Origin of the sequence: Catonella sp., from assembly GCF_052173895.1 — a bacterium.
GTDB lineage: Bacteria > Bacillota > Clostridia > Lachnospirales > Lachnospiraceae > Catonella.
Genome location: NZ_JBQMXS010000002.1, coordinates 100,422 through 118,501 on the forward strand (window position 1 = coordinate 100,422; position 18,080 = coordinate 118,501).

12 protein-coding genes are annotated in these 18,080 nt (G+C 35.8%); 2 read left to right on the forward strand and 10 right to left on the reverse strand.

The features are described from left to right. Positions 1 to 14 precede the first annotated feature (14 nt). Complete coding sequence (locus tag ACTTG8_RS00960; RefSeq protein WP_442560281.1) at positions 15 to 794, reverse strand: hypothetical protein; 780 nt, start codon at positions 792 to 794, stop codon at positions 15 to 17. 15 nt (positions 795 to 809) lie between these two features. Further along, positions 810 to 2,096, reverse strand: coding sequence for a protein kinase domain-containing protein (locus ACTTG8_RS00965; RefSeq protein ID WP_442560282.1), 1,287 nt, complete (start codon positions 2,094 to 2,096; stop codon positions 810 to 812). Positions 2,097 to 2,344: 248 nt separating this feature from the next. On the opposite strand from ACTTG8_RS00965, the gene ACTTG8_RS00970 reads away from it, so the two are divergent. Continuing rightward, the gene (locus ACTTG8_RS00970) at positions 2,345 to 3,052 is read left to right on the forward strand and encodes an adaptor protein MecA (RefSeq protein ID WP_442560283.1); all 708 of its coding nucleotides are present in this window, start codon (positions 2,345 to 2,347) and stop codon (positions 3,050 to 3,052) included. Between the two features lie 68 nt (positions 3,053 to 3,120). On the opposite strand, the gene ACTTG8_RS00975 is transcribed toward ACTTG8_RS00970, so the two are convergent. Further along, positions 3,121 to 3,324: a DUF1858 domain-containing protein gene (locus tag ACTTG8_RS00975; protein WP_442560284.1), complete on the reverse strand. Its 204-nt coding sequence runs from the start codon at positions 3,322 to 3,324 to the stop codon at positions 3,121 to 3,123. A 103-nt stretch (positions 3,325 to 3,427) separates the two neighbouring features. Continuing rightward, entirely contained in the window at positions 3,428 to 5,758 is a 2,331-nt protein-coding gene (locus ACTTG8_RS00980) for a transglycosylase domain-containing protein (protein ID WP_442560285.1), read from the reverse strand. Positions 5,759 to 5,965: 207 nt separating this feature from the next. Between ACTTG8_RS00980 and ACTTG8_RS00985 the strand changes: the two genes are divergently transcribed. After that, positions 5,966 to 6,502: a QueT transporter family protein gene (locus ACTTG8_RS00985; protein WP_442560286.1), complete on the forward strand. Its 537-nt coding sequence runs from the start codon at positions 5,966 to 5,968 to the stop codon at positions 6,500 to 6,502. A gap of 98 nt (positions 6,503 to 6,600) precedes the next feature. Here ACTTG8_RS00985 and asnS read toward each other — a convergent pair whose 3' ends face one another. The 6 genes from asnS to ACTTG8_RS01015 all read right to left on the reverse strand — a co-directional run bounded on the left by asnS (position 6,601) and on the right by ACTTG8_RS01015 (position 17,909). Further along, on the reverse strand, positions 6,601 to 7,992 hold the full coding sequence (gene asnS, locus ACTTG8_RS00990) for an asparagine--tRNA ligase (protein ID WP_442560287.1): 1,392 nt from the start codon (positions 7,990 to 7,992) through the stop codon (positions 6,601 to 6,603). A gap of 189 nt (positions 7,993 to 8,181) precedes the next feature. Next, positions 8,182 to 11,496, reverse strand: a complete 3,315-nt coding sequence (locus ACTTG8_RS00995) for a hypothetical protein (protein ID WP_442560288.1) — start codon at positions 11,494 to 11,496, stop codon at positions 8,182 to 8,184. 158 nt (positions 11,497 to 11,654) lie between these two features. Further along, positions 11,655 to 14,789, reverse strand: a complete 3,135-nt coding sequence (locus ACTTG8_RS01000; protein WP_442560289.1) for an Ig-like domain-containing protein — start codon at positions 14,787 to 14,789, stop codon at positions 11,655 to 11,657. A gap of 331 nt (positions 14,790 to 15,120) precedes the next feature. Next, positions 15,121 to 16,623 carry a threonine synthase gene (gene thrC, locus ACTTG8_RS01005; protein ID WP_442560294.1) on the reverse strand — a complete coding sequence of 501 codons (1,503 nt, stop codon included), beginning with the start codon at positions 16,621 to 16,623 and terminating at the stop codon, positions 15,121 to 15,123. Continuing rightward, positions 16,623 to 16,910, reverse strand: coding sequence for a hypothetical protein (locus tag ACTTG8_RS01010; RefSeq protein WP_442560290.1), 288 nt, complete (start codon positions 16,908 to 16,910; stop codon positions 16,623 to 16,625). The genes thrC and ACTTG8_RS01010 overlap by 1 nt, the downstream gene beginning before the upstream one ends. 9 nt (positions 16,911 to 16,919) lie before the next feature. After that, positions 16,920 to 17,909 carry an Rpn family recombination-promoting nuclease/putative transposase gene (locus tag ACTTG8_RS01015; protein WP_442560291.1) on the reverse strand — a complete coding sequence of 330 codons (990 nt, stop codon included), beginning with the start codon at positions 17,907 to 17,909 and terminating at the stop codon, positions 16,920 to 16,922. Between the last annotated feature and the right edge of the window lie 171 nt (positions 17,910 to 18,080).

Sequence of the window (18,080 nt, forward strand, 5' to 3'; positions counted from 1 at the left end):
ATTTTGTGATATAACTATTCCTTATCATTCCAGTAAGCAGCAGTTTCTTTCCATTCTTGTTCTTTAATTCCCCTTGCCTTTACTTGTGACAGTCTCTCTTGCTCTAATGCCTTATCAAACTTGACCTCGTAATTATAACCGGAAAGATTGTTGACACCCTCTTTATTACGCAAGAGCCTGTCTGCCTTTTTATTAACCGGATAATTTATCTTAGCTTTTTCTTTTTGCTTTCCTATTGCTAAGTAAAGCCTAGAACCTTCAAATAACTTCAAATCAGATATTGCACTTTCTAAAATTATAATTTCTTCTTCACAAAGTGCCAGATACAAAAAGGAATTTTCTCCTGAATTATTAAAGTCCATAATTCTTTTTTCGGAAACTACAGTATAGTTACTACCATCTGCTAAAGACAATCTAATATCTACATAATCTCCTGCTTGTAACATTTTTGGCATACAAATCTCTGAATACTCACAGATAAATTCATTATCAGCCGCAACTGTATGTCTCCCAATTGGCAGTATTTTTTCACCAACTGTCACTTCACCATTGTCCATAATTTTTTCAGAATCAGCTGTCTCGTCCACAGCCTTTTCATCAGCTTTATTATCTTGTATAACTTCTTGTACATTAATGTTATTATCTGATTTTTTTACAATAAATATATACACCAAAACTGCAACACCTAATATAATTGTAAATATTATCACAAAAATTAAGACTTTCTTCTTTCTGCCCATCCTTTCAAATTCATCATCAGATAATAATTCTGCCTCTTCCCTATTTCTATACATAACTACTCCTTTAACTCATATTCTCTTCATCCCCATTCCATTACATTCAATCTTTAATCCCATCTTCCTCACCAACATCTTTGTTGATTCAAGTTGCCTCTCATCTGAAAGATTATCTATAATCTTCCAGCCTTTTTCGCCAACATAATCACGATGTTCCTCTAAAAATTCTTCCAACTCCCTACCCTTTATAAAATTATTCTGAGCAACTATTATTTTTTCATCACAGCTATGAAACAAAAGAGAGGGCTCATCAGCCTTACCAAAGTCTATTATCAGATTGTCAAAACCTTTTTTTAGAAAAAATGTTATATCTTCTTCATAAGCATCTTTGTATACCTTAATATTTTTCAAGTTATAAGAAAGCCTTAGCAGATTATCACCATCTCCCTTATCTAGGGCTACATAAGCTACCCTATTCCCCTTATCTGCCAATTCTTTTGCTATACAAAAGGCAATATGAGTTGTTCCTACACCATTTGATACTCCACAGATTCCAATCTTAGAGGCATTTATATTGCCAATCAACCCCGTATTATCTGACTTCAAAAACTTATGCCTTTTGTTAAGCCTACCTACAGCCCTCCCTATAACCCTTATATTAGGGCGTTCAGAAATATTTTTCTTAGTGCATCTACTTGCCAGCCTAATACATTTTTCTTTGGCTGTATGAAAAAACCAAATTTTTTTACTTTCAGTATTTTGTGCCAGATAGTTTATTATACAGCCAAACCCATAGATATCTGTATAACTGCCAAGCTTTTCTCCACTCTTAAGTTCAGGTGCGGCAAAGCCTTCTGTAGCCAGCCCCGTAAAACCATCACTGTCTTTAAGATAGCATACAGAGCCAAAATCCACTATTTTTAAGCCTTTGGGGGATAAAATTATATTGTCCGGTTTCCAATCGATATAAAGCACAGATTCTTCCAAAGAATTTATAAATTTGAGAAAATCAAACAGCAAACTTACTACGCTTAAAAGTTCATCTTCTTTTAACTTATGGTTCAAAAACTCCCTAGAGCCAAGCCCCCTTCCCTGTATATACTCTTCAACCAAATACAGGTTTTCGTTGTCTTCTTCTACATCATATAACCTAGGTAGAAATTCCGAATTATTTTCAGAGAGAAACTTAGCCTCTTTTTTCAACTGTTTAAAAAATGGATTGGCTTTTGAAATTTTTTTGATTACACGATATTCATTTAGCTTTACATGGGTAGCTAAAAATACATGAGGATTGGGACTTAATGAATCAAGAATAGATAGAATATGGTATTTACCTAACCAAAGGTTAATCCATCTCATCTCCTTTCACTTATTTAGGAAATTTCCAAAACTAACATTAATGTACCTATATTTTAGCTAGAGTGAACATATTTTGCAATGTCATTTTTCACAAAATATAAGAGAATTTTTCGGCAATATAACCAAAGTTATGATAAATACAGATAATTATGCTATAGTTACTTTTTCAATATTTGACAATAGACTTATTTTATTTTATACTATGGTTTTAGAGAACTATTAGTGCTATTTTTTAGAAAGGTTAATTTATGAAAATAGAAAAACTTAGTGAAAATCAGTTAAAAATTACCCTTGCCCCTGAAGACCTTACTACAAGAGGACTTGCACTTAATGAACTTTCTTATGGTTCGCCTAAAACAAAGGATTTATACAACGAACTTATGGAACAGGCACTCCGAGAATTTGGATTTGAAAATGAAAACGGTGCCTTAGTCATAGAGGCTATTCCTACCGGTAAAGGGAATCTCGTTATTTTTATAACAAAAAATGATGAATCTGATAATTTAGATACCGGATTTTCAGAATTCTCCCCTGACTCGCCTTACGATTACGATGATGAGGCACAAGAGGGCGAAAACGAATTTGTTCCACTTACTGAGTTGCTCAATATTTCGGATACTAAAAATAAGACTGCCAAAACTCAAAATATAACATCATACAAAGAAAACCCTAGGATTTTTATTTTTAATTCTCTGGATGCCATTACAGAAGTTTCTCTTCAGTTAAAAGATGTGTTTACAGGCAGCAGTTCTGTTTATAAAAACAAAAGAAAGGGACTGTATTTTCTTATTCTTGAAAATCTACAGTCCGATAAAGATGAATTTCGTAAAATATGTAATTCAGTCTTTGAGTTTTCAGGTTATAGCAAGAGTAACTATGCAACCCTTTCAGTTATTACCGAGCATTGTGAAAAAATAATTGGCTCAGATGCCATCAATATACTTTCTAAAATATAAAAGTAATGAAGTGTGTGCTCTGCACACACTTCATTACTTTTCAGTGAAAATAGCTTTGACTACCTTCCTTAAGCTATAAATTCGTTAAGAAGTTCACAAAGTTCATCCGCATCAATTCCATGTACCTCGGCCGCCTCTTCAAGAGTTTCTCCCAAAGAAGACGGGCAGCCTACACAATGCATTCCTGCATTAAGAAGAACGGGAATTAAATTCTCATCTACCTTAAGTATATCTGCAATTATCATATCTTTTGTAATTTTCTTTTCTGACATATTTTACCCCTTTAACTAAATTATTTTAATTAACCAAACATAAATGCCAAAACCTAACATTTATGCTATTATAAAATACATTCATCATTTCGTCAAGAATCGCTTATGGAGTTTCATTCCCTTCCTCTGAATGATTATTTTCAGGCTCTACTTGATTGTTGTCTTCTTGTGTATTATCGTCTGAATTTTCAGGAATATTCTCTTCCTCAGATGGATTTTCATTAGTTTCTTCAGTTTCTTCATTTACATCATCCTCTGATTCCCCCTCTTCCTCATTATTTTCGGCCTCTTCCTCTGCCTTTTCCCTCTCCTCTTCTAATCTCTTCTCTTCTTCAAGCCTCTTCTCCTCTTTAGCCTTCTCCTCCTCAAGCCTCTTTTCTTCCTCAGCCTTCTTTTTCTCTTCTTCCTCGTCCTTATCCACTTTCGGTTTAGCCACAATTTTATAATCATCTAAAGGCTTAACTTCTAACCCCTGATGCAACTCTTCCATATATGTTTTCCAAATTCCAAGCGGTGTAGCAGAAAACGCCAGTCCATTAAGGCTCTGAGGGATATCATATCCTACCCATACACTTGTTGTATAATACTTTGTAAAACCTACAAACCACAAATCCTTACTATCATTAGTGGTTCCTGTCTTTCCTGCACAAGGCATTAAACTAAGCCTTCCCCCTACTCCTGTTCCCTTAGTCATAACAGCCTCCATACAGGTAGTTATCATTTTGCAGGCATTTTCATCATACACATACTTAGTAATTCCATTTTGATAAAACCCATCTGCTATTACATCATTTCCTTCTGCATCAGTCATCTTCATAATGCAGGTAGGCTCTCTAAAAGCTCCACCATTTTCTATTGCCGAATAAGCAGATGCCATTTCTACTGCACTCATTCCCTTTGTAAATCCACCAAGTGACGCCGCAGGATAATAATCGGTATCTTCTATACCTGTAAATCCCATTTCCAAAAGCTTATTTATGCCCACTGTAGGAGAAATCTCTGTAAATAGCCTCCAAGCTGTAGTATTTCTCGACTTTGCAACTGCGTCTAAAATGGTCATATCTCCAAGGTAGGTTCTATCTGCATTTACAGGGCCTCCCTCTATCTTCTCATCTTTAATTATACTTTCCGGAGTATAGCCCTGTTCAAAAGCCGGTGTATACACAATAACAGGCTTAATGGTACTTCCCGGTTGCCTAAAACTCTGATATGCTCTGTTTAAGGTTCTCCCCTTAAGCTTTTGGCTCCTACCACCAACAATAGCTACTACTCTTCCACTACCATTATCTATAGTAACTGCCGAGCCTTGAAGTTTGTAAATTCCTACTTCACTCTTCTCGTTATGTATACCTAAGCCCTTATCCACTGTAGCCTGTAACAGCTTTTGTTTTTTCGGGTCTAGAGATGTATAAATCCTATATCCTCCGGAATAGAGCTTACTTTGGCAACTTGAATAAACCTCTCCATAGCTTTCATTATACGCCTCTTTATCTTCTAAAGACAAAAAAGAATATCTAAATTGAAAGCCCTCCGATTTCATAAGGCTCTTAACTGCCCTGTCAAGGGCAAAGGTAAGCATATATCCACTCTTTTCAGCCTTTGGCTCTTTTACCTTTATTTCCTCACCCTTTGCTGCCCTAGCCTCAAATTCAGTTATTTTCCCATCTAATACCATTTGGTCTAAAATACGGTCTCTTCTACTAAGCGTACCCTCAATATTCTCATAAGGATTGTACCTGTTAGGACTGTTAGGTATACTTAAAAGAAAGGTAATCTGCGATAGCGACAAAGAATTTACCCCCTTGCCAAAATAGCCCAGGGCAGCAGACTGTATCCCATAATACCCATTTGCAAAATAAACATTATTCAAATAAAATTCCATAATTTCATTTTTAGAATATTTTTTTTCTAATTCACGAGCAATAAAAATCTCTCTAGCCTTTCTCTCTATACTTTCTTCAAAAGAAAGGAAAATATTTCTTGCAAGCTGCTGAGTTATGGTACTTCCTCCCTGAGTAACCTTGCCTTTATTTTTTAGATAGGCAAAACCTGCCCTCATAATCGCCTTAATATCATAGCCCTTATGCTTAAAAAATCTCTTATCTTCTATGCTTACTATAGCCTCAACAGCCTCTTTAGGGATTTCATTATATTTTATATAATAAACATCCTTTTCGCCTTTTAGCTTAGAAATAATTGTTCCATTTGCATCATAGACTATACTGGTTTCATTCTGCCTAAAAGTGTCCGGACTGCTATTTAACACTATCTTTTTTGCATCTGCCTCCATAGCCGATATTCTCTTGCCATATTTCATATATATCAGAATTCCACAAGCAATAAGGGCAGCAAGCAATAAGGCTATTATTATTTTTACAACTATACCTATAGCCCTACTTACAGGACTTTTAGACTTCTTTTTTCTTTTTGCCAAAATCTTTCCCTCCTTTTTGGATTCTTGTATTTTATCACATTTTTCTTAAAGTTTAATGATTAATTCCTTAATTTTTAACTAATCTTTACTTATAGCAAAAAACTTTGTCAAAATTTTGCCCTTGAAAATATAATACAATTATACTATACTAGAAGACCGAGTGTTAAAACCTTCCCACTCATATAAAAACTAAAGGAGAATAAAATAATGGAAAATTCAAAATTTCTAACGCCGGGTATGTCACGTACCCTAACAGTCACTCAGGCCGCTATAATAGCCGCCCTCTACACTGTACTTACCGTCTTTGCTGCTACACTTGATCTTGCAAGCGGTGCAATTCAGGTAAGATTCTCAGAAGTTCTCACCATCCTGCCTTTTTTTAGCTTTGCCGGTGTACCCGGAGTTACCCTAGGTTGCCTTATATCAAATATAATAATAGGAAGTCATATATTTGACATTGTATTCGGTACCTTTGCTACCTTCATAGGTGCAGTCGGAACTTGGTACATAGGAAGACTTTTTAAGAGAAGCAATGCACTCATAATAAAGTTGTTTGCAGTTCTTCCCCCTATTTTGGCAAACACGATAATAGTTCCCTTCATACTTACCTATGCTTACGGCCTACCTGACAGTATACCTTTCCTTATGCTTACTGTAGGGGCAGGCGAAGTTATTTCTTGTGGAATACTGGGCACTATCCTGCTTTCTGTCCTATATCCTATCAGAAATAAGATATTTAATTAAGAAATTATCACTCGAAAAGTTTATTCTATTAAACAAGTACGGCATGGCTATAAAATATACTTTATAACCATGCCGTTTATTTTTATACTTCAAAGTTTTTATAATTCACAATTTCCTACTGTTCTTGGGAAAGGAACTACATCTCTTATATTGCTCATTCCGGTAAGATACATTACACATCTTTCAAAACCAAGTCCAAAACCTGCGTGCCTTGCTGTACCATATTTACGAAGGTCAAGGTAGAAATCATAGTCCTCTTCATTAAGCCCCAATTCCTTCATTCTATTGGTAAGAAGAGTATAATCCTCTTCTCTCTGGCTCCCCCCTATAATCTCTCCAATGCCCGGTACAAGGCAGTCCATAGCTGCAACCGTCTTGCCATCCTCATTAAGTTTCATATAAAACGCCTTAATTTCCTTTGGATAATCAGTTACAAATACAGGACGCTTAAAAATCTTTTCTGTAAGATAGCGTTCATGCTCAGTCTGTAAATCACAACCCCAGCTTACCTTATAATCAAATTCATCATTATGCTCTTTTAAGAGTTCGATAGCCTCAGTGTAAGTTACCCTGCCAAAATCTGAACTTGCAACTCCCTTAAGCCTTTCAATAAGCTCCTTATCTATAAACTGATTAAAAAAGGCCATTTCCTCCGGAGCATTAAGAAGTACATAATTAATTATGTACTTAAGCATAGACTCAGCCAAGTCCATATCATCAGAAAGGTCTGCAAACGCTATTTCAGGCTCTATCATCCAAAACTCTGCTGCATGCCTTGTAGTATTGGAGTTCTCTGCCCTAAAAGTAGGGCCGAAGGTGTATATATTTTTAAATGCCATAGCGTAGGTCTCACCATTTAGCTGTCCACTAACCGTAAGATTAGTAGGTTTACCAAAGAAATCCTCACTATTATCCACCTTACCGTCTTCTCCTACAGGAAGATTGTCAAAATCAAGAGTTGTCACCCTAAACATCTCCCCTGCTCCCTCAGCATCAGAGCCTGTAATTATTGGAGTATGCACATATACAAAATCCCTCTCCTGAAAGAACTTATGTATAGCATAAGCAATAAGAGAACGCACTCTAAATACTGCTTGAAACGTATTGGTTCTTGGACGGAGATGAGAAATAGTCCTAAGATACTCTAAGCTGTGGCGTTTTTTCTGGAGAGGATAGTCGCTTGTAGAACTTCCTTCCACTATTACTTCTATTGCCTGTATCTCAAAAGGCTGTTTTGCATCCGGAGTAAGTGTAAGCTCTCCTCTTACTATGATAGCTGAGCCTACATTTAGCTTGCTTACCTTAGCAAAATTCTCCATATTATCATGATAAACTATCTGTAAAGTTTCAAAATATGTACCATCACTGAGTACAATGAATCCAAAGGTTTTTGAATCTCTTACACTTCTAACCCATCCACCAACTCTAACTTCTTTTCCTGCATACTTTTCTTTTTCTTTGAAAAGTTCTCTGACTGTAATAAGTTCCATAATGTCCTCCTGCTCTTTATAACTTTTATATCGTATTAGTATAGCATAATTTTTAGTTAGGTTCTAGTAGGGTTTGGGATTTTATTATTGAGTTCTAATATATATCCCTAATTATACACAAAAACTCCAGCCTTAAGTTTCCCTAAGGCTGGAGCCTCTTTATTCATATATTAATGAATATTTAGAAGATTATTTTACAATTACAAAATCACCAACATACTTTGTAGTAAATGTTAATTTCTTTGTCTTTGCATTATATTTAGCTTTAACCTTCTTACCTGTACTTACGTCCATTACATAAACTGTTCTGTTCTTATTACCAAGGCTTACTTTAAGAGTTACATTAATCTTGCTGCCACTTACCTGCTTATCTGTAAGGTTCTTAGAACCATTCTTAATATTAAAGCTGTAAACAGTCTTGGTTACAAGTTTGCTCTTGCCTAATTTCTTAGTAACAGCCTTTGAAGTACTCTTTGTCTTAGATTTATTAAGACTTACAGAAAGCTTAGATGTATTTCCACCAACTGCCTTCTCTAATCCAGAACCTACACTCTTAAGAGTAACACTTCCTGTCTTTGTTGATTTCTTCACAGCATCTTTAATTGCTTTGCTAGTATCAGCTGGAGCAGGTGTTTTGTTATCTGTATTAGTGTTGTCCTTCTTATCCTCAGGCTTTTTGGTCTCGTCTTTCTTTGTGTCTTTCTTGTCTTCAGGCTTTTTGGTCTCGTCTTTCTTTGTCTCTGTACCGTTATAAGCTACAACACCATTATTACCATTCAACCTAAGTTCAACTATGTTAGCATTCTCCTCATAAGCAGTTGAATTAGTGGCAGGAACATATTTAATTCCTATTTTAATAGTTGGTAACATATAATTGTCAACAACACGATTTTCTTCAGCAGTACCCCATTTCAAAGAATTACCTGCTTCCACACTATAGTTTACATTACCTGCAAGTCCCTCTACTGCTGGTTGCTCTTTTATAGTTATCTTTTTACCTACTTTATTAGTTGAAGTTGTAACAGTATAGTCAAGTTTTAACTTAGGCGCTTTAGCTTTTTCTACTGTAACCTCTTTGCTTGTAGCAGGAGATGCATTTCCAGCTCCGTCAACTATACGGATAGATAAAATATTCTTCTCTCCCACTGTAAGATTATCAAAATCAGCACTGTTAACCCAATTTTCGTTGTTTAATCTATACTGGTAGGTCTTTCCACCTTTAAGAGTCTCCGGACTCTTTATAATATATTTCACTTTTCCATCATGAGTTCCTGCAACTACAGTATACTCAAGTTTTGGTGCCTTATCACTAAGGGTAGTTTTAGTTAAATTTACAGATTCTTCTACAGCATCACCAGCCTTCATAGTATCTGTTTCCTTATAACGAATGTAAACTTTGTAAGCTGTTTCAGTATTACTTAATTCATCCTGAACATTATTATCTGAATAAATTCCATTACCAAACTTATACTCTGCACCTTTTACCTTGTTAATTATAATCTTCTTGGTATTTTTCTTTGCTCCATCAGCCAATGTATAATTTAGTGCTATCTTATTAGTATTGTCAAGCTGCTTAAAATCTATCTCATCTGATTTCTCTTCATCACTTTCTACATTTCCGTCCTTTGCAGCTACCCTTGTTCCAAATGTATGATTTCCAGGCTTTATCCCATCAAATGTAGGACTACTCTGCCACTTACCACCATCCATTCTATATTCCTGTCCTGCTTCTCCATTAAGAGTTGCAACAAAAGTCTTTTCATTAGTCTCACTTACCTTATAGGTTCCTTTAAGCGTAGGTTTAGCAGGTTTATCAGGTTTTTTATTCTTTATCTCTCCATCTACAAACTTTATATCCTCAGAACCTACTGTATAATTTTTCAAGTCTTCCTTAAGTGTAAGCTTAACCTTTCCTGACTTCTTTTCTCCAACTGCAGGGCTGTCAAACTTTCCTTCAGCATCGAAAGTCTTCTTATCTTTCAAAGCTTCTTTTTCACTTTCTAAGAAACCTTCAAACTCAGCAGTTTTTACATCAGCAGCTGTTATAGTATCTTTTCCATCATAATCTTTAACTACTTTTAACTTTTTAACTTTAATCTTAATAGGAGTTATTTCCCAGCTAGCAGAAATTGTTGAACCTGCATAATTTCCTTTTCCTACTAATTCAAGAGTATACTTACCTGCATCCTTTGCTGTTTTTTTCTTACTATTTTCATTAGTTACAGTAAAGTCAGTATCTTCTTTAAGAACTACGTCTTTTTCTTTAACTGAAAATTTTACAGTTCTATTTGTTCCATCATATTTAAAAGAACTTCCGTTATCAAATGCAATTTTGGCATTCTTTAAATCCTTATTTACAAGCTTAATCTTTATTGCATTTGTTACATCTGTAGCAAATGCATAGTCAGCATTACTCATTGTAAATTTTAAGACCTTTTCACCAGCATTCTTTTTATCTGCTGTTTCAACTTCTACATTATAGTCAGTTCCTTTTTTAAGAGTAACTGTCCCATCCAGTGCATTTCTCTTGACCTTTATCTCCTTAAGGTCATCTGCTATATCTAAATCTTCTCCTGTAACTTCAGCTGTTCTAATTATACCATCTGCTTTATCTGTAATATCTTGTTTATCAACATTTACACCAAGTTTTGAGTCAGCTGGTTTATCAAAAGAAGAACCTACTTGAGGATCTCCATAAATCAAGCCCTTCGTTCCCTCATATACAACACCTTTGTTTAATTCTTTGCTTGTAGCAGATTTATAATGTACTACTGCATCACCATTTACAGTAAGCTTACCAGTTATAGCATCAGCTATTTTAGCCATTCCACCTGTAACAGTAACATCTCCACTTATTGTACTGACTGCATCAAGCTTTCCTCCCGATACTGTTACTGGACTTGTATTTGTTACAGCACCTGTCAATTTAAGGTTTCCACCTTTTACATTCAAGCTCTTTGCAGTTAGAACACCCAGCTCAAGGCTACCTTCTCCCTTTACTGTCAAATCATCTGTTGCAGCTAAGCCTATATTACCAGTTACCTTATTTGTTCCTTTAAGGTTAAGCTCAACTTTCGCATTAGCAGCCACTGTCAACCACTTTTCACTTGACAAAGAAGTTGTATAATCCTCTAAATTGATTTTTACCTCTGTAAGCTCATCAACGATTATTCTAGTCTCAGCTTCATTACCCTTGATTGTAATACCACCTTCAGGCACTAATTTCTTTTCTGGTGTATTCCAATCAGCTCCGTCATTTGATACCTGATACTTTACTTTATTCTCATCACCTGCATCTTTAGCTATCTTTATAATTTTAACTTCAGAACTAGTTGTTATTACTCCTGCAGTTTCCTGAGCTAATACAGCTATGCGATTTACTCTTATGTTACTTGCTGTCTGAGCAGAAGTTGTAACTCCTGTGCCAGTTATTGTAAGAGCTGCAGCAAGTGCAAGAGGAAATACATGCTTAACTTTCCTTGATAATTTTTTATTGTTGTTCATTATCATTTACTCCTTTTCCTGTCAGATAAAGTACTGACAAACTTTAGATTTTACTGTTTTTAGACAAAACGCAGCTCCAAGGCATACTTACTATAGTAGGCTTATAGGGCTGCGTCCTGTCATTGGATTGTTCTAATTTTTAGTTTTGTTACAGTATTTTATTTAATGTTAACTGTTATAACTTTTTCAAATGTATAATTAGAGCCAGGAGCATTTATCTTAAGTGTAAATACTGTAATATTCTCATTACCTCTCTTAACCACTTTACTTAAAGTAAATGCAGTCTCTGTATTACCATTATGCTTATTAGATATAAAGTGAACAGCATCTTCATCATAATCAGTTACAGTGAGAATAGGAGTTACATTCTTAATTGCCTCATCATACTGATCCTTAAGAGTAATTCCAGCTGCAGCCTGTATCTCAGCCCAAGTTATTGTCTGTCCTTCATTAAGCTCTATTGTAGTTCTATCAATGCCGGCAGTAACAAACTTTCTTCCTTCATTAGAATACTCAAATTCTTTTGTTACTTCTGTTGGTCTATCATCACTTACAGTAACCTTAGCAACTGCCTTTCTCTTTGTAAGAACATTTTCATTAATGTAAGGTATTTCAGTCTTGTCGTTCAGACCCCAAGCCTTGTAGTCACCTGCTGCAAGCTTTATAGGCTCTCCTGCATAGTATCCAACTACCTCTGGTACAAAGTATTTTGAATCATCTGTTCTTACCTCATATTCAAACCTTCCAGTAGCCTTCTCATACTTATTTATAGCTCCAGGTAACTCAGCTGCTGCCTTAAGATGAATATCCTTAATTTCAAATCTACTCATATCATTGAGAAGTACATTATAAACCTCTACACTCTTTTCATCACTTGTTTTTTCAAGTTCTTTCTGAATAGATGCAGTATTATGTACAAGCTTAAGCTTAAGGATTGATGATCCTGTCTTCTCAACACCATCTGTTATAGCATTTATGTCAACAATCTGTGTTCCTTTTCCAGTTATCTCTACATTTCCATCTCTTGTTGAAAGGTTAGTATCGTTTATCTCAAAGTAACTTCTATCACCCTGATCTTTAACTCCTACTGCAATCCTATAACCACTATCTTTAAATAAATCTGGATCAATTGGATTTCCAAACTGATCCTGGAATCTTATATGTTCTGCCTTAAGAACTAAATTCTTTCCTCTATGTGTCACACCCCTTGGAGCTCCTGAATTTAATCCTACAATAGAAACCGGTCTTCTCTGAGCTCTTACATTTAATGTTGCTGTACTAAAACTGTTTGTAGGTGTTACAAAAGTAAGTATCTGTGTAGACTGAATTCTATCATCATTGATTGTTATTCCATAAGGTCTGTAAAGAAGACCTACTTTACCATTATCTTTCTTTACAAAGTAAAGTTTAGCAGTAGCTAAAGCACCTCTATTAAAATTCTTAAGGTATCTGCTATCATTAAGAACTTTAAGCTTATCCCAGCTTGTTATTTCCTTACCATTTGCATCAAGTGCTGTAAAATCAAGCCAGTTATCCTGTCCCTCATATACTCCATCTGCACCAGCTCTTACAGTAAGCTTATCTACCTTATTTGAAGGGGCAACTGTGAGTTTATTTGATGACATTTTACCATTATTTACAGAAATAGCCTGAACTGTAATATCACCTTCTCTTGAAGGAGTCATATAAGTATGATCTTTCTTCCAGTCATTAGAAGTATTTGTTAACTTATATGCATAGTAATAATCATCCTCACCTAATTCCTTATTCTCTACTACACTTTGATTAGCAAGAGTAGCATTGATTGTAGAAACTCCGGTAATACCTAATAAGGTAACCATAAGCTCATCTTTATGATATTCTTCTTTTGATATATCAGTCTGATACTGATCCTTAACCTTGAAAAGAAGTCTGTAATCATCAAGTTTGCTATCATCACTGATATTTTCAACAAATTTCTTAGTAACGATATTATATACACCCTTATACTCATGCTCCCAAACTCTTGAACGGTCACCAACTGTAAGAATAGCACTTGTATTAGCACCGGTCTTTGTATCAACTACAGCTACACTTACCTTGCTTAAGTTAAGCTGGAATTGGTTTTTAATTCTACCATCAGCCTCTTTAACTATAAAAGAGTTGTCTGGAGTAAATGTAATCACTCCCCTTTTTGTACTAGCAGCAGCCTGATGTGAACCAGATACTGTTATATTAGCTGATATAGGACTCTTAGTTACATCATCACCAAACTGGTCAAACACCTTATAGTAAACTTTTGCTCCATCATTTGTCATTATTGCAGTATTTGAAGGTATAATTTGGATATTTTTAACAACTGCCTCAACAACCTCAAGTTCTACAGGCTCTCCACCATTATAAGAAAGTGTATACTTACCTACTGGTAACTGACGAGTACTTCCTTCAAGTGTAACCTCTGTCTTAGCTTCATTTACAAGAACTGTATCTTTAACTGTTTTATTGTCAACAACAGCATCCTTAAGTTCTACCACTTTGCCACTTGAATTTTTAAGAACATAAGCACTCTTGCTTGCTACAAGGTCTGTACCCATAACAGTAATCTTGTTAGCACCACTCTGCTTAGCCTCAAGCTTACCATTTACCTTAACTGTAAACTCAGTTGTAGCCTTAATCTTAACTTCCTTAGCCTTAGCAAGAGTACCTACCTGAGCTGCATATACCTTAATAGTAGCAGGAGTAGCAGACTTAGCAACACCCTTAACCATAAGCTTTGTTCCATCAACTGAAACATCAGCTACATCAGTATTTAAAGACTCAGCGAAGAGCTTATATGTAGTATCATCTGCGCCTGCTGCCTTAACCTTCTCTGAAAGCTCCAAAATTGCATTTACATCTACACTCTCGCCTTCTTTAACTGTAACTGCAGCTGGAGAAACCATAACCTTAGAGGCTCTTACTCTTCCGTAAATCTTTACAGAAACTGCCTTCTTTGACTTCTTGTCTGTGAACTTAATTGTTGCTGTACCAGCACCTGTTACCTTAACAACACCGTTCTTATCAACAGTAGCAACCTTCTTGCTGCTTGTTGTCCACTTACCTGCAGAATCCTTTACTTTCTTTCCCTTGATCATTGCATCAAAGTCTACTGTCTTACCTGTAAGATAGATATTCTTAGACTTAACAGTCTTTGTGCTACCCTTAAGTACAACTGCATTCTTAGCAGCTGCCCCTACATTCTGTGGTGCATAAAGGGATGTAACCACCATAGCAGTAGCCATAACGAATGAGAGTTTCTTACTGAAATTCTTCATCTTTTTTCTTCCTCCTTAAATTTCGGGTTTACTTATGCCCTGTTATATATCATCTTGCTTATTGATACAAAGCCGGTACTAAGCGGTGTGATCTATTGCAAGAGACCCGTCACAGGATATAATCTTTCCAATTAACACAACGATTATAACAATAACTCCTTAAAAGGTCAAGCATACATACCTTAAGAATTTCTTAAATATTATAATCTTTCTAATAATTACAAAGATTACTTTATAAGATTTACTTTACGAGGAGTAATATACTCCCAGTTTGTGACAAGACTATGTCAAACTTATATCTTTTTTCGACTTTTTTTAATCTGCCAATCCATCAAAACAAACCATTAAGTATCTTCTCTCTTACTATAGCTTTCATAGTTTCTTTACTGCAGACTTCTCTATGCCTTACCTCTGCTGCCTTTATATCAAGAGCTGATTTAGGAATCTTATGTCCTGAAATTTTGTAAAGCTCTTCCATCTTATCCCATTCATCTTCTATCATATCTGCTTTATCTCCTATTAGCGCTCTTAACACACTTCCTGCAAACTTAAAAGGACTTGCCGTAGAGACTACAAGGAGCTTATTAGATGATGGATTTTTTGTTCTGTATTTATCAGCTACACAGGCTGCTACTGCAGTATGCGTATCTATAACATAGCCTGTCTTCTTATATACATTATTAATAGTAGAAACTGTTTCATCTTCCGTAGCAAAACCGGCCTCAAACCCTTGTAATTTCTCTCTCATTTCCTCATCTACCACGTATTTACCAACTTCTGCTAGCTGTTTCATAAGGTCTGCATTTTTAACTGCATCGTTTCCTGAAATTTTATAGATAAGGCGTTCTAAGTTGCTGGATATAAGAATGTCCATGCTCGGAGAAATTGTAAGTATAAATTCTCTCTGTCTATCATATGTGCCGCTCTTAAAGAAATCGTACAAGACTTTGTTGGTATTTGATGCACAAATGAGCTTTCCTAAAGGGATTCCTATTTCTTTTGCATAGCTTGCTGCAAGGATGTTGCCAAAGTTACCTGTAGGAACACATACATCAAGCTCGTCTCCTTCTTTTATATTACCTTGTGCCATCATTTTCACATACGCATACACATAGTATACTATCTGTGGTACAAGTCTTCCTATATTAATAGAATTTGCTGATGAAAATACATAGCCCTTTTCTTTCAGCTCTGCCGCCAGTTCTTTATCTGAAAAAATAGCTTTTACCCCGTTTTGAGCATCATCAAAATTTCCCTCTATAGCTATAACAGAAGTGTTTTTTCCTTTTTCTGTTACCATCTGATGCTTTTGGAAAGGACTTACTCCGTCTTTAGGATAAAACACTATTATTCCTGTGCCTTCTACATCTGCAAAACCTGCTAGAGCTGCCTTTCCTGTATCGCCTGATGTGGCAGTAAGTATGATTATTTTCTCCTTAAGTTCATTTTTCTTAGCTGAAGTTACCATAAGATGTGGAAGAATGGAAAGAGCCATATCCTTAAAGGCTAAAGTTGATCCATGAAAAAGCTCAAGATAGGTAAGGCCATCTGCCTCTTTCATAGGAGCTATCTCTGCCGTATCAAATTTTTCGTCATAGGCAGCTAATATACAGGACTTTAGTTCCTGTTCTGTGAAATCTGTGAAAAACAGTTTCATCACCTCATAGGCTATGTCCCTATAACTTAGTTTTCCCAGTTCTTCCAAGCTTTTATCGAGTTTAGGAAAGGCATCCGGTACATAGAGTCCTCCATCCGGAGCTATTCCTCTTAGTATAGCCTCGGATGCTGCAATCTTTTCCTTATTTCCTCTAGTACTTACATATTTTATCCCCATCATCTGTTTTTCTTCTCTCTTTCTCTTTTATACTCTTCTTCTGCCATATCAAGGCTCTCACTATCTGCAAAATGTACTATTTTCGTGCTCTCTTCTATACTCATTCCCATACTGCGACAATTAAGGTAGACCTTAAGTAGGGTTTCATTCACCCCTTCTTCTCTTCCTTCTTCTCTTCCTTCCTCTCTTCCTTCCTCTCTGCCTTCTTCTCTTCCTTCCTCTCTGCCTTCTTCTCTGCCTTCTCTTACTCCCTTATAATATAGCTGACTAAGTGGCCCTCCTGTCATCGTTTCTACCTACTTTCCTAGCTTTTCTCTTTGATATTCTTCTTCTGCCATATCAAGGCTCTCACTATCTGCAAAATGTACTATTTTCGTGCTCTCTTCTATACTCATTCCCATACTGCGACAGTTAAGGTAGACCTTAAGTAGGGTTTCATTCACCCCTTCTTCTCTGCCTTCTTCCCTTCCTTCTTCTCTTCCTTCTTCTCTTCCTTCTTCTCTTCCTTCTTCCCTACCTTCTTCTCTTCCTTCTTCTCTGCCTTCTCTTACTCCCTTATAATATAGCTGACTGAGTGGTCCTCCTGTCATCGTTTCTACCTCCCTTTCATTCTGCGCTTTAAATTTATCGATTACATCCTCGCTCCCCGACATTACGGAAAGGAATTTGAGCACTGCATCTACATGCCTTATTTCATTTTCATTTTCAGGAACATAGTACGGATTCTTCCTTATATGCGTAAAGTAATTTGCCACCAGCTTAAAATCACTCTTGAACTGGTTTACCTTCTCTTCAGGCAAAAATGCAATCTCAAAAACATTAATTTTATAATCGCTTACAAACTCCTCCAAACCCATAGGAATGTCTAAAATTTTTTTCAGTGATTTGGGTTGATTCCATCTTGTAAGGCCAAAATACAGCACTATTGTCACTACCGGAGCAAGCCTGCCCTTAACCCTATCGCCCTTCTTAAGAAGCTGACTTCTGTAGGAGGCTCCATCATATCCTATTATTCTTGCAGGCATTAGCTTTTCAGCCCTAGTTTGGTTTTCGATTCCTATCATAAGGAGGCTTACCCCGCCTTCCTTCCAGTACTTACTTATATCACGCTCCTGCTGATGCATCTTTCCATCTTCTGCTTTATACGCAGAATTTACTACACCTTCTTCAAGCGAATCCTCTCTGACTCTTTCAACTCCGTCAAAGAGTAATGTATTTACAATATCTGCAAATACATCATTATAATCCTCCAGTAGCTTTTCTACTGCATCAAACTTCTTTATCATATATATTTATTTCGTGTTTCAAAGAAATAGTCATTAATAGTATAACACATAGCAATAAAATTTAGAAGATTAAAATTTTCTCTTCCACTTTCTTTCTCATTTATGCTATAATATGCTTAAAGTATCACATTTCATCTTAACTTAGGGAGGTAAAATGAATTTTTACGGACT

Bases quoted from the DNA above. Each gene is read 5' to 3' on its own strand.
- ACTTG8_RS00960 (WP_442560281.1), bottom strand. From the start codon at position 794: ATGTATAGAAATAGGGAAGAGGCAGAATTATTATCTGATGATGAATTT.
- ACTTG8_RS00965 (WP_442560282.1), bottom strand. From the start codon at position 2,096: ATGAGATGGATTAACCTTTGGTTAGGTAAATACCATATTCTATCTATT.
- ACTTG8_RS00970 (WP_442560283.1), top strand. From the start codon at position 2,345: ATGAAAATAGAAAAACTTAGTGAAAATCAGTTAAAAATTACCCTTGCC.
- ACTTG8_RS00975 (WP_442560284.1), bottom strand. From the start codon at position 3,324: ATGTCAGAAAAGAAAATTACAAAAGATATGATAATTGCAGATATACTT.
- ACTTG8_RS00985 (WP_442560286.1), top strand. From the start codon at position 5,966: ATGGAAAATTCAAAATTTCTAACGCCGGGTATGTCACGTACCCTAACA.
- asnS (WP_442560287.1), bottom strand. From the start codon at position 7,992: ATGGAACTTATTACAGTCAGAGAACTTTTCAAAGAAAAAGAAAAGTAT.
- ACTTG8_RS00995 (WP_442560288.1), bottom strand. From the start codon at position 11,496: ATGAACAACAATAAAAAATTATCAAGGAAAGTTAAGCATGTATTTCCT.
- ACTTG8_RS01000 (WP_442560289.1), bottom strand. From the start codon at position 14,789: ATGAAGAATTTCAGTAAGAAACTCTCATTCGTTATGGCTACTGCTATG.
- thrC (WP_442560294.1), bottom strand. From the start codon at position 16,623: ATGGGGATAAAATATGTAAGTACTAGAGGAAATAAGGAAAAGATTGCA.
- ACTTG8_RS01010 (WP_442560290.1), bottom strand. From the start codon at position 16,910: ATGACAGGAGGGCCACTTAGTCAGCTATATTATAAGGGAGTAAGAGAA.
- ACTTG8_RS01015 (WP_442560291.1), bottom strand. From the start codon at position 17,909: ATGATAAAGAAGTTTGATGCAGTAGAAAAGCTACTGGAGGATTATAAT.